Genomic DNA, 13154 nt, shown 5'->3' on the forward strand with positions numbered 1-13154 from the left:
TGACGGCGGCTCGTCCCCCGACGGAATTCCCCGACCCGAGTCCGACCGTCCGATTCACGACGACGGTCCGATTCCCGACGACCGTGCGCGTCACCGGAGGCCCGATTCACGCCGGGCACCCTCCGGACGCCACCCGGGCACCGCGGAACGGCGCTGAACCGTGCGGCTGCCGCCTCGGGCCCTCGAACGCCCCGTCGTTCCCGTCGCCCTCCACTCCTTTCACCCTCCATTCCATCCGCCCCGCTGAGGGAGTCGCCATGCCTCGAGAACGCGCAGCGCGAGACCTGCCCACCGTCACGGATTTCCTGCTTTCGCGCGCCACCGAACTGTTGGGCATTCCCGCGAACACCCTGGACCGCTGGGCCCCGATGCACCGGTACGGGCTGGACTCGGCGAAGGCGGTGGCCCTCGCGGCCTCGCTGTCCGAGTTCCTCGGGCGGCAGGTCCCGGCCACCTGGATGTGGCAGTACCCGACCGTCGACGGGCTGGCCCGTGCGCTGGTCGACGGCCCGGGGGCCGAGGAGCCCGATCCGGGCCTGGAGCGCCGGGCGTCCGCGCGCGAGCCCGTCGCGATCGTGGGCATCGGCTGCCGCTTCCCCGGCGGGCCGGACCCGTCCTCGTTCTGGCGGCTGCTGGTCGAGGGCGGCGACGCCGTCGGGCCGGTGCCGGCCGGGCGAAGAGCGCTGCTGAACGACCGGGTGCGCTGGGGCGGGTTCATCGACGGCATCGACCGGTTCGATCCGCTGTTCTTCGGCATCTCGCCCCGGGAGGCCGTCCAGATGGATCCGCAGCAGCGGCTGATCCTGGAGCTGGCCTGGGAGGCGCTGGAGGACGCGGGGGTCGCGCCGCACAGTCTGGTCGGCAGCGACACCGGCGTGTTCATGGCCTCCTGTTGGGGTGACTACGCCGCGCTGGCGCACTACCGCGGGCCGGACAGCGGGATCACCCCGCACACCGCCACCGGCATGCACGACGGCATCATCGCCAACCGGGTCTCCTACGTCCTGGGTCTGCAGGGCCCGAGCATGGCCATCGACGCGGCGTGTGCCGGTTCGCTGGTCTCGGTGCACGTGGGGTGCCAGTCGATCTGGCTGGGCGAGAGCGAGTTGGTGCTGGCCGGTGGCGTGAACCTGAGCTTCGTCTCCGACTACTACACCGCCATGGAGCAGATGGGCGCGCTCGCCCCGGACGGCCGCTGCAAGTCCTTCGACGCCCGGGCGAACGGCTACGTCCGCGGCGAGGGCGCCGGTGTGGTGGTGCTCGCGCCGCTGAGCGTGGCGCTGGAGCGCGATCTGCCGGTGTACTGCCTGATCAAGGGCAGTTCCTCCAACAACGACGGTCTGAGCAACGGGATGACGGCGCCGAACCCGCAGGCGCAGGAGAAGATGCTCCGCACCGCGTACCGGCGGGCGGGCATCGCCCCGCACCTGGTGGACTACGTCGAGTGCCACGGGTCCGCGACGCCGCTCGGCGACCCGATCGAGGCCAACGCGATCGGTGCGGTGCTGGGCGGCGACCGGGCTGAGCCGCTGCGGCTCGGCTCGGTGAAGTCCAACGTCGGGCACCTGGAGGCGGCGGCCGGCATCGTCGGCCTGGTCAAGCTGGCGATGTCGGTGCGCAACGGCGTGCTGCCGCCGAGCCTGCACTACAGCGCGCCGAACCCGCAGATCCTGTTCGACGAGTACGGCCTCACCGTCCAGGACCGGCTGACGCCGTGGCCGCGGCGCTCGGACGCCCGCCGGGGCGGGGTGAGCTCCTTCGGGTTCGGCGGCGCGATCTGCCACGTCGCGGTCGAGGAGCTGCCGCGCCCGGAGAGTTCGCTCCTGCTGCTGGCCGCGGACTCCCGGGAGGAGCTGGCGGAGCGGGCGCTGGCGCTGCGGGACGAGACCGACCTGCGCGCGCTCTGCGGCCGTAGCCCCGGCGATGAAACGTTCCGCCTCGCGGCCACCGCCCGCGACATGGCCGAACTCAGGGCCCAGCTCGACGCCTTCGGCAGCGGTAGGGCGGCCGCCGGGCTGAGCGTCGGGGAGAGGACCGGCCGCCGGCCGCGGGTGGCGTTCCTGTTCTCGGGCAACGGCTCGCAGTGGGCGGGCATGGGGCGGCAGCTGCTCGCCGGCCTGCCGGTGTTCCGCCGGTCCCTGCTGCGCTCCGACCGGCGGATGCGCGAACTGCTCGGCTTCTCCCTGGTCGACCAGCTGCTCTCCCCCGACGGACGCCTCGACGACATGGACGTCTTCCAGCCGCTGCTGTTCTCCCTCCAGGTCGCGCTGGCCGACGCCTGGCGCTCACTGGGGGTGGAGCCGGACGTCGTCGTCGGGCAGAGCGTGGGCGAGTTCGCCGCCGCCCACATCGCGGGCGCGCTCGACTTCGCCGACGCCTCCCGGCTGGCCGCCCACCACGGGAGGCTGCTCCAGCAACTCGCCGTGGGGCGCGGCGAGGGCATCGTGGTGATGACCCCCGCGGCCGGGGTCGAGCCGCACCTGACCGGCGGGCTCACCGTCTCCGGCCACAACGGCCTGAACTCCACCCTGGTCACCGGTACTCCGCAGGAGATCGACGACCTCGTCCACCGGCTCACCGAGGCGGGCGTCACCAGCCACCGGGTGCGGATGGGCCACGCCCCGCACTCCCCGCTGGTCGACCACGTCCTCGCCCCGCTGAAGCTCGAACTCGACGGCATCGCACCCCGGACCACCCGCGTCCCGATGATCTCGACGGTCACCGGCGCGCTCGTCGACGGCGCCGAACTCGGACCGGACTACTGGGCGGACAACCTGCGCCGGGAGATCCGGGTGGTCGACGCGCTCACCACCCTGCGCAACCACGACGTCGACGCGGTGATCGAGCTCAGCCCGCACCCCCTGCTGCTCAAGTCGGCGTCCGAGATCCTCACCGCCGCCACCCTGCCCTCGCTGCGCCGCGGCGCCGACGAGGCCGCGACCCTGCTCGGCTCGCTCGGCGCCCTGTACGCCGCCGGGCACCCCGTCGCGGCCCACCCGTTCCTGGCCGGCGACCGCGGCCGGCACGTCGCCCCGAGCCGCGGCGAGGTGGCGGCCGACGAGCCGGTCCAGCTCGTCCCCGTCACGGCCCGCACCGCGGACGCGCTCACCGACACCTGCCGCGAACTCTCCAACCACCTCGAACGCGACCCGGGCCTGCGGGTCTCCGACCTCGCCTACACCCTCGCCACCCGTCGCACCCACCACCACCACCGGATCGCGCTGCTCGCCCGCAACCGCCAGGACGTGCTGGACGGACTCGCCCGGGTCGCCGCCGGGCAGCCGCACCCCGACGTGGTCACCGGCACGCTCTCCGGCAGCACCGACCGCCGGGTGGCCCTGGTGTTCTCCGGCGGCGGCACCCAGTGGGTCGGCATGGGCCGCGAACTGCTGAGCTCGCACGCCGGCTTCCGCACCTGGATGACCGCCTGCGACGAGGCCGTGCGCGCGGCCGGCGGCTGCTCGGTGCTCGACCAGCTCGCCGCGCCGACCGAGGAGGCCCGGTACGAGGAGATGGACGTCCAGCAGCCGGTGCTGTTCGCCCTCCAGGTCTCGCTGGCCAAGGTCTGGCTGGAGCTCGGCATCCGGCCGACCGCCGTCGTCGGGCACAGCCTGGGCGAGGTCGCCGCCGCCTGCGTCGCCGGCACGCTGTCGCTGGAGGACGCCGCCCGGGTCGTGGTCGCCCGCTCGCACCTGCTGGAACGCGAGGCCGCCGCGGGCGCCATGATCTCGGTGGACCTGCCGGAGGCGGAGCTGCTGCCGCGGCTCGCCCCGTACGCCGCGCACGCGGCCGTCGCCGTGGTCAACAGCCCCACCAGCGCGGCGGTCTCCGGCTCGCCCGAAGCCGTCGACGCCCTGGAGGCCGACCTCCGGCGGGACGGCGTCCCGACCCGGCGGATCCGGGTCGAACGGCCGGTGCACAGCCCCGGCATGGACCCGCTGCTCCAGCCGCTGCGCGAGCGCGTCGACGGCATCACCCCGCTGGCGCCCGGCCTCGACTTCCACTCCACCGCCCTGGCCGACACGGTGAACCCGGTCACCGACGTCGAGTACTGGGTGCACAACCTGCGCAACCAGGTCCGGTTCGCGGAGACGATCGGCGCGCTGGTCGACCGCGGCGTCGACACCTTCATCGAGATCGGCCCGCACGAGACCCTGCGCGGCGCGGTCGAGGAGATCGCCCTGAGCCGCGGCACCGAGGTGCACGCGGTCAACTCCCTGCGGCGCTCGGAGAGCGACCTCCGCTGCCTGCTGAGGGCCGCCGCCTCGCTGTACGTCAGGGGCGTCCCGCTGACCTTCGACCCGCTGTTCACCGACGACGCCGAGGTCGTGGAGACACCGCTCGTCCAGTGGCAGAAGGACCGCTACTGGATCGACACCGAACCCGGTCTGGCACCCGCGCCGACCGCGGCTCCGACGGTCGACGCCGCGCCCGTGGCACGGGCCGTGGCACAGACCGTGGCACAGCCGGTCGAGGACCGGCCGGTGGCGGACGTCGTCCTCGCCGAACTCGCCGACGCGCTGGGCGTACCGGTGAGCAGGTTCGACCCGAACGCCAGCCTGCTCGACTTCGGCCTGGACTCGATGCTGGCGATCCGCCTCGTCAACCGCCTGCAGGCGCTGTTCGGGCACCGGGTGTCGCCGGTGGTGTTCCTGGACGGCCGGTCCATCTCCGAGGTCGTCGGCCACGTCGTCGGGCTCACCGGCGGACCGGCACCGGCCGCTCAAGCACCGGCACCGGCCCCACAGGCGCCGACTCCGGCCCCCGCCCCGATGCCCGAGCCGGACCGGCCCCTCCTCGACAGCCTCGCCGAACTCTCCGAACTCGACGCCGAGGAGGTCGTGGAGGAGCTGGAAGCCCGCGGACTCCTGGAGCCCTCCGACGCCCCGGCCCCGGAGCGGCTGCGCGCCGACGACCTCGGCCTCACCCTCGCGCCGGCCTCGCACGGCCAGGCCTCGCTCTGGTTCATGCAGATGGTCGCGCCGGACGCCGTCCCGTACAACTTCATGGTGGCCGCCCGGATCCGGAAGGCCGTCGACGAGCAGGCGCTGGAGCGCGCCGTCCGGGCCGTGCTGGCCCGGCACCCCGCGCTGCGCACCCTCTTCGTGGAGGCGGGCGGGCGGCCGTACCAGGTCGTCCTGGACGAGCCGGTGTACGAGTTCCTCGTGGTGGACGGCGCCGGGCTGGACGAGGAGCAGGCCCACGAGGAACTGGCCCGGCACGGGCACCGTCCGCTCGACCTGGACGACGGGCCGCTGGTGCGGATCGTCCTGCTGACCCGCGGTCCGGCCGACCACTCCCTGCTGGTGCTGGTCCACCACATCGCCTCGGACGCCGCCTCGGCGGACGTCATGATCCGCGAACTCCAGGAGCACTACGAGGGGTCCGTCCCCGCCGACCGCGGGCCGGCCGCCCCGTACACGGAGTTCGTCGCCTGGGAGCGGCAGTGGCTCGCGGGGCCCGCGGCCGAGGCGGCGCTGGACTGGTGGTCGCGGAAGCTGGCCGACCCGCCCGCCCATCTGGACCTGTCCGCCAAGGAGCGGCCGCCGGGCGTCACCTACGAGGGCCGCGACCTGGCGTTCCGCTGGAGCGCCGAAGAGACGCGCCTGCTACGGGAGTTCGCGGTCCGCGAGGGCGTGTCGACCAGCACCGTCGTCCTGGCCGGGTTCTTCGCCACGCTCAACCGCGCTACCGGGACCGAGGATTCGGTCCTGGCCACCGCCATCGCCCAACGGGCCGAGCCCGGTTGGGAGTCCGCCGTCGGCTACTACCTCAACACGGTGCTGGTGCGGGCGAACCCCACCGGTGACCGCGGCTTCCGCGAGCTGCTGCGCGAGGTCCACGCCTTCTCGCTCGGCCTCCTGGAGCACATGAACTACCCGCTCGACCTGCTGGCCTCGCAGCTGAAGCCGCCGCGGGCCGAGGGCCGCTCCCCGTGGTTCGACGTGGTGGTGAACTGGCTGTCCTCGGACGCCTTCCCCCGCTCCGTCAAGCTCTTCCACGGCGTCGGCGACACGATCGCGCCGGACGGCGCGCTGCCGCTCGAACCGCTCCAGGTCCGCAGGCACCTCGCCAAGTTCGACCTGGAGATCTCGATGGCCGATATCGACGGCCGGGTGGCCGGCCACGTCCAGTTCAAGCCGAGCTACCTGGAGCGGCGGACCGTGACGGCGCTGCTCGCGCTGTTCCGCACCGTCCTCTTCGACTCGATCGCCCGACCCGACCTGGCCCTCGGCGCCATCGCGCCGTCCGGCCTCCCCCAGGAGACGGACCAGTGACCGTGACCGAAACCCTGCACTCCGCGTTCGTCGAGCACGCGGCCAAGAACCCCGACGCGACCGCCGTGCACTCCGAGGCCGGCGTCCTGACCTACGGCGAACTGGACGAGCGGTCCCGGGTGCTGGCCGAGCGGCTGGTCGCCGACGGCGCGGGGCCGGGCGTCCCGGTCGGCATCTGCGTCGAGCGCACCCCCGACCTGCTGGTCGCCGTCCTGGCGGCCCTGCGCGCCGGGTCCTGCTACCTGCCGCTGGACCCGGACTACCCCGCCGACCGGCTGGCCTTCATGGTCCGGGACAGCGGCACCCGGCTGCTGCTCACCACGCCCGCGTCCCGGGCCGCCTGCCCGCCCGGGCCGACCGTGGTCGTGCTCGGCGAGGCCGTGACCACCGAGCCCGGCGCGAAGCCGGTGGCGGTCGTGCCAGAGGACACCGCGTACGTCATCTACACCTCGGGCTCCACCGGGCGTCCCAAGGGCGTCGCCGTCCGGCACGGCGCCTGCGTGGCGATGCTCGCCGACCTGGACCGGGCCCTCGCGGGCTGCGACCTGAGCGGGGTCTCGGCGGCCAGCTCGATCTGCTTCGACATGTCGGTGATGGAGCTCTTCAACGCGCTGTGCCGCGGCGGCGCCGTCGTGCTCGTCGAGAGCGCCCTGCACCTGGCGGAGAGCCGCCACGCCGACCGGATCACCCACCTGAACGTCGTCCCGTCGGTCATGAACAGCCTGCTGGACGCCGGGGCCCTGCCCCCGAACGTGCGCAGCGTCGTGTTCGGCGGCGAGGCCCTGCACCGCAAGCTGGCGGACCGGGTCTACCGGGAGACCGGCGCGGAACGGGTGTTCAACGCCTACGGCCCCACCGAGGGGACGGTGTTCTGCTCCTTCGGGCTGGTGCCCGAGGGCGGCACGGACGAGCCGACGATCGGCCCGCCGACGGCCGGAGACCGGGTCTACGTGCTGGACGGGGAGCTGCGCCCGCTCCCGGACGGTGAGCCCGGTGAGCTCTACCTCGGCGGCGCCGGCCTCGCCCACGGCTACGTCAACCGGCCGGCCACCACGGCGGAACGGTTCGTGCCTGACCCGTTCCGCGCCGGCGAGCGGATGTACCGCACCGGGGACCTCGTCCGGTTCACCGAGGACGGCGAACTCCGGTTCCTCGGCCGCACCGACCATCAGGTCAAGCTGCGCGGCTACCGGATCGAGCTGGAGGAGGTCGAGGCCCGGCTGACCGGCTGCCCCGGGGTCCGGGAGGCCGCCGCCGCCGTGCGCGGCAACCGGCTCGTCGGGTACGTGGTGCCGGCCGGCGACGGCGCCCCGGCGGACGGCCCGACGTCGGGCGGCCCGACAGCGGACGGCACGGCGCCGGAGGCCGCGCTCCGCGGCGCCGTCACCGCCCGGCTGGCCGCGGAACTGCCCGAGTACATGGTGCCCGCGACGCTCGTCCTGCTGCCCGCCCTCCCGCTGGGGCCGGGCGGGAAGCTCGACCGCGCCGCGCTGCCCGAGCCGCCGGCCGCCGACGCCGGCGGGCCCCGGACGGCCGCCGGCACGCCGACCGAGGTGGCGCTGGCGGAGATCTGGGGCCAGCTGCTCGACCTCGAACCGTCCAGCATCGACGTGCGGTCCGCCTTCTACGACCTGGGCGGCGACTCGCTGCTGCTCGTCCGGCTGGCCCGGCTGATGACCCGGCGCTTCGACCGGCGCGTCCGGGTGCCCGACCTGTTCAGCTTCCGCGACATCTCCTCCCTCGCCGGCTGGCTCGACGACGAGAGCGGCGCCGCCCCCGAGGTGGTCCGGTCGGCCCGCGAGCGCGCCGGGGCCCGTCGGGCCGCGCTGCGCGGCCGCGGCGGCGGCAGCAGCAGTGCGACCGGCACCGGCCGCTGAGCCCTCGGCACTCGTCCCCGTCACCCCACCCGATCACCGAACAGGAGCCTCCCCATGACCGACCGACCAGCACAGGACCACGCCCCGCAGGACTACGACCCGGGCGACGTGGCCGTCATCGGCATGTCCCTGCGGGCACCCGGGGCCCGTACCAAGGAGGAGTTCTGGGACAACCTCGTCCACGGCAGGGAGTCCGTGTCGTTCCTGGCCAAGGACGACATCCACGTCGACGAGACCCTGATCCACAGCCCGTTCTACGTCCGGGCCTGCGGCCTGCTCGACACCTACGACAAGTTCGACCCGGCGGTGTTCGGCATCAGCGACCGGATGGCCGCCGCGATGACCCCGGAGAACCGGCTGTTCCTGGAGAGCGCCTGGGAGGCCATGGAGGACGGCGGCTACGACCCGGACCGGCTGAAGGCCGAGGTCGGGATGTACGGCGCCAACAACCCGCAGACCGCCGCGCTCTACAGCTCCCCGCCGGACCGGGTGTCGGTCGGCCCCGAGGCGATCGAGGCCAGTCTGGCGTGGTCGCCGGACACCATGACCTCCAACGCCCTGTACTACCTGGGGCTCACCGGCGAGGCCGTCACCGTCGCCGCCGTCTGCGCGGGCTTCCACTACGCGGTGCACCTGGCCTGCCAGTCGCTCCTGCTCGGCCAGACCGACCTGGCGGTCGCCGGCGGCGCGATGGTCCGCCTGCCGCACCCCCGCGGCCACCTGTGGGAGGAGAACCGCGTCCTGTCGAAGGACGGCCACTGCCGCCCGTTCGACGCCAACGGCACCGGCACCGCGCTGTCCAGCGGCGTCGTCACCGTGCTGCTGAAGCCGCTCGACCGGGCCGTCGCCGACCGCGACCACGTCTACGCCGTGGTCAAGGGCTCGGCCGTCAACAACAACGGGGTCAGCGCGGTGGCGTACGGCCTGGCCCAGCCCGAGCGGCTGAGCGCGTGCATCGCCGCCGCCATGGAGGTGGGCGGCGTCGCACCCGACACCGTGTCCATGTACGAGGCCAACGGCCTCGGCCTGCCGATGACCGACGAACTGGAGGTGCACGCGGCCAGCATGGCCTTCGGCAAGCAGACCGCGACCACCTCGATCGGCGGGGTCAAGGGCAACGTGGGCCACGGCGGGGTGGTGTCCGGCGGCTTCGGCGCGATCAAGGCCGCGCTGGCCCTGTACCACCGGAAGCTCCCGGCGACGATCAACCTGACCGAGGTCAACCCGGACCTCGACTTCCCCGCCACCCCCTTCGTGCCGCAGCTCGAAGGCGCGGACTGGGAGCCGGAGGCCGGCGTCCGCCGCGCGGGCATCACCTCGATCGGCGGCGGCGGCTACAACGCGCACCTGGTGCTGGAGGAGCCGCCGACGCCCGCCCGGCGCGCCCCCGAGGAGACGGGCAGGCCGCGCCTGGCCACCCTCTCCGCCCTGGACGACGAGGCGTTGGCCCGTCAGCGCGCCCGGCTCAAGGAGCGGCTGGAGGCCGACCCGGGGCTACGGCTGGACGACGTCTGCTACAGCCTCAACCTCGGCCGCAAGGTCATGCCCCGCCGGTGGGCGGCCGTGGTCCGCAGCCGCGCCGAGCTGATCGCGGCGCTGGCCGGGGAGGCGACCGGGCCGGCCGCCACCTCGACCGCCGCCGCCCCGGCCGGTGACCCAGGCGCGTTCTCCCGGGGTGACGCCGGGATCGTGCCGTCCGGCGCGGACCCCCGGGCGCTGTCCGAACTGGCCGCCGTCTGGGTGACCGGCGGGCAGGTGGACTTCGACGCCCTGCACCGGGGGGAGGCCAGCCACCGCGTGCCGCTGCCCACCTACCCGTTCCGGCCGCGCCGGTTCTGGCGAACGGACTGGTGACCGTGAGCACACGGGCACTGGACACCGTGGACCTGGGCGACCCGGGCACCTTCGCCGACCACGGCCCCGGCCTCGACGGCTTCTGGCGCACCCTGCGGGACACCGCCCCGCTGCACTGGAACCCTCCGGCGGACGGCCGCCGGGGGTTCTGGGTGGTCTCCCGCCACGAGGACATCATGGCCGTCTACCGCGACGACACCCACTTCACCTCCGAGCGCGGCAACGTGCTCGTCACGCTGCTCGGCGGCGGCGACGCCGGGGCCGGCCGAATGCTGGCCGTCACCGACGGGCCCCGCCACCACGAACTGCGCAAGATCCTCCAGCGGGTGCTCTCCCCGCGGGTGCTGGACGAGACCGCGCGGGCGGTGCGGGCCAACACCCGGCAGTGGATCCGCGAGGCCGTCGAGTCCGGCGGCTGCGACTTCGCGGACCGGATCGCCGGCCGGATCCCGATGACCACCATCTCCAAGCTGCTCGGACTGCCCGAGCGGGACCGGGACCTCCTGCTCGGGCTGACCAAGGCGGCGCTGTCGGCCGACCACGAGGACGGCGACGGGGTCGACGGGGCCGGCTCCGACGTCGACTCCGAGCTCGACTCCGAGATGGCCCGCAACGAGATCCTGATGTACTTCATGGACGTCGTCGAGGAGCGGCGCGAGTCCCCCGGCGAGGACGTGATCAGCCTGCTGATCGACAGTTCCGTCGACGGCGTGCCGCTGTCCGACGAGGACATCGTGCTCAACTGCTACAGCCTGATCATCGGCGGCGACGAGACCAGCCGGCTGACGATGATCGACTGCGTCCGCACCCTCGCCGACCGGCCCGAGCAGTGGCGGCGGCTCAAGCACGGCGAGGTCGCGGTCGGCACCGCCGTCGACGAGGTGCTGCGCTGGGCCTCGCCCACGATGCACTTCGGGCGCAGCGTCGTCCGGGAGACCGAACTGCACGGCGTACGGCTGCGGCCGGGCGAGGTCGTCACCCTGTGGCACGCCTCCGGCAACCGGGACGAGCGGGTCTTCGCCCGGCCCGGGGAGTTCGACCTCGGCCGCACCCCCAACAAGCACCTGGCCTTCGGCTACGGCCCGCACTTCTGCGTCGGCTCGTACCTGGCCAAGGTGGAGATCGCCGAACTGCTCAAGGCCCTGCGGGACTTCACCACGGGCTTCGAGCGGACCGGCCCGGCACGACGGATCCGGTCCAACTTCCTGACCGGGTTCGCCACCATGCCGCTGCGGTTCGAACCCGACCCCTGCGGTCTGAAGGAGGCCGATCGCGGATGAACATCTACCTGTCGGGACAGGGGGCGTTCGCGGTGCAGGTCGCCGAAGCCCTGCTGGACGAAGGTCACAAGATCGTCGGCGCGGCCGCTCCCCGGCTGCGCAAGGGGCGCACCGACGAGGGCGACGCGATGTCCTGGGACCGCCTGCGCGCCTGGGCGTACCCCCGGGACATCCCGTGGACGGACTCGGCCGAACTGCGCGCGCGGCACGTCCCCGACGGGGTGGACGTCATCGTCGCCGCGCACTCCCACGCCTTCCTGGGCCGCCAGACCCGCGCCCGGGCCGCCGTCGCCACCATCGGCTACCACCCCAGCCTGCTGCCCCTGCACCGCGGCCGGGACGCGATCCGGTGGACCGTCCGCGACGGCGACAAGGTGACCGGCGGAAGCGTCTACCACCTCACCGAGCGCACCGACGCCGGCCCGCTCGCCGCCCAGGAGCACCTGATCGTGCCCCCGGGCTCGACCGCGCGGAGCCTGTGGCGCGACCACCTGGCGCCGCTCGGCGTGCGGCTGCTGCTGAAGGTGGTCACCGACCTCGCCGCGGACCGCCGGATCGAGGTCCCCCAGGACGAGCGGCTGGCGACCTGGGAGCCCTCGATGAGCGCACCGCCGCTGTTCAAGCCCGAACTCATCGCCCTGCCCGGGACCACCCCGGTCGACGGCGACCCGCGGGCGCTCCACGAGCGGTGATACCCGTCTGTCGTCCGGACGCCGTCGACTGAACGCCGAGGCCCCGCACACCCGTTGTGCGGGGCCTCGGCGTTCGGGCCGGGGAAGCCCGTCCCGGCGGGCTCAGCCCCGGTACTGGGCCACGATCTTGGTGAACTCGTACGGGGACTGCGCGACGCCGCTGCAGGCGTCGGCGTCCGTGCCGGAGCCGCAGGCGCGGTCCCGGTTGACGGCCCAGAAGGCGAAGCGGGCGAGGTGGTGCTGCTGGGCGTACCCGAGGATGGTGCGGAAGTCGCCGGTGCTGACGCTCTCCCCCGCCTCGTCGGTCTTCCCGTTCATCGAGGAGACGCCGATGTGCCGGTACGCCGCGTCGTCGCCGTAGCCGTACGCGCTCTTGACCGCGGCCTTCAGCCCTTCCAGCGCGCTGACCGTCGCCTGGCCCATGCTGCCGCTGTGGCCGCCGAAGTCGAAGGGCATGATCACCCAGCCGTCGTTGGCCAGGCCGGCGGCCGCGCCCCGCTTGATCAGGTCCTTGCCGTTGGCGTCCGGGCCGCTGGGCGTGGTGCCCAGGGTGACGTAGGTGACGATGCCGGGGTTCTTGGTCTTGACGATCTTCAGCGCGTCGACCACCCGCTGACGGACCGTCGCGTTGCCGAACTCGGTGTCCTCGATGTCGATGTCGAGCGCCTTCAGCCGGTAGGCGTCGATCACCTTCTGGTAGGCGCCGGCCAGGGCGCTCGCGCTCGAACACTTCTCGCCGAGCTTGTTGCCGCTCCAGCCGCCGACCGAGATCACCACGTCACCGCCGGCCGCCCGGATCGAGTCGATCGCGGCCTGGTCGGAGCCCCCGGTGAGCGCCCGGGTGCCGTCCCACTTCGGGGTGCACCCGCCGTCGGAGAGCACGAAGGCCAGGGTGAACCACTTGACCCCGGTCGCCTTCATCACGTCGGTCGGCTTCTGCGGGCTGCCCCAGCCGAGGTACTCGTACGGCGCGGCGGCCATGCCGGGCACGGCCGCCGCGGCGGCAGGGGCGGCGGCCGCGGAGGTCACGGGGGCCAGCAGGAGGGCGGCCGGCCCGAGGGCGGCGGCGAGCAGCGGGGCGGTGAGACGGACTCCGATGGACTTGCGCATGCCAACTCACTTTCGTCGATCCAGTGGAACGGTGACGGCAGGTCAGGGAGGTGTCTCACAGAA

Annotated in this window: 6 protein-coding genes; 5 read left to right on the forward strand and 1 reads right to left on the reverse strand. The window is 73.7% G+C overall.

Features of this window, described 5'->3' with window-relative positions; all coding sequences use genetic code 11:
- The first annotated feature begins 257 nt into the window (after positions 1-257).
- From ACYP53_RS24735 to ACYP53_RS24755, 5 genes are read left to right on the forward strand one after another with little or no spacing between them, the layout of a single operon-like run.
- Positions 258-6278 carry an acyltransferase domain-containing protein gene (locus ACYP53_RS24735; protein ID WP_459649005.1) on the forward strand — a complete coding sequence of 2007 codons (6021 nt, stop codon included), beginning with the start codon at positions 258-260 and terminating at the stop codon, positions 6276-6278.
- Entirely contained in the window at positions 6275-8155 is a 1881-nt protein-coding gene (locus tag ACYP53_RS24740; RefSeq protein ID WP_459649006.1) for a non-ribosomal peptide synthetase, read from the forward strand. The genes ACYP53_RS24735 and ACYP53_RS24740 overlap by 4 nt, the downstream gene beginning before the upstream one ends.
- 54 nt (positions 8156-8209) lie before the next feature.
- Positions 8210-10009, forward strand: a complete 1800-nt coding sequence (locus ACYP53_RS24745) for a beta-ketoacyl synthase N-terminal-like domain-containing protein (RefSeq protein ID WP_459649007.1) — start codon at positions 8210-8212, stop codon at positions 10007-10009.
- A complete protein-coding gene (locus ACYP53_RS24750; RefSeq protein ID WP_459649008.1) occupies positions 10006-11289 on the forward strand; it encodes a cytochrome P450 in 1284 nt (427 codons plus the stop codon). The genes ACYP53_RS24745 and ACYP53_RS24750 overlap by 4 nt, the downstream gene beginning before the upstream one ends.
- The gene (locus ACYP53_RS24755; RefSeq protein WP_459649009.1) at positions 11286-11981 is read left to right on the forward strand and encodes a formyltransferase family protein; all 696 of its coding nucleotides are present in this window, start codon (positions 11286-11288) and stop codon (positions 11979-11981) included. The genes ACYP53_RS24750 and ACYP53_RS24755 overlap by 4 nt, the downstream gene beginning before the upstream one ends.
- Before the next feature lie 102 nt (positions 11982-12083).
- Here the strand turns inward: ACYP53_RS24755 and ACYP53_RS24760 are convergent, their stop codons facing one another.
- Positions 12084-13091, reverse strand: coding sequence for a chitinase (locus ACYP53_RS24760; protein ID WP_459649010.1), 1008 nt, complete (start codon positions 13089-13091; stop codon positions 12084-12086).
- Between the last annotated feature and the right edge of the window lie 63 nt (positions 13092-13154).

The sequence above is a fragment of the Kitasatospora sp. Ki12 genome (assembly GCF_054601375.1).

What these genes read in the sequence shown, in the direction of transcription:
- ACYP53_RS24735 (WP_459649005.1), top strand. Translation starts at nt 258, where the DNA reads ATGCCTCGAGAACGCGCAGCGCGAGACCTGCCCACCGTCACGGATTTC.
- ACYP53_RS24745 (WP_459649007.1), top strand. Translation starts at nt 8,210, where the DNA reads ATGACCGACCGACCAGCACAGGACCACGCCCCGCAGGACTACGACCCG.
- ACYP53_RS24755 (WP_459649009.1), top strand. Translation starts at nt 11,286, where the DNA reads ATGAACATCTACCTGTCGGGACAGGGGGCGTTCGCGGTGCAGGTCGCC.
- ACYP53_RS24760 (WP_459649010.1), bottom strand. Translation starts at nt 13,091, where the DNA reads ATGCGCAAGTCCATCGGAGTCCGTCTCACCGCCCCGCTGCTCGCCGCC.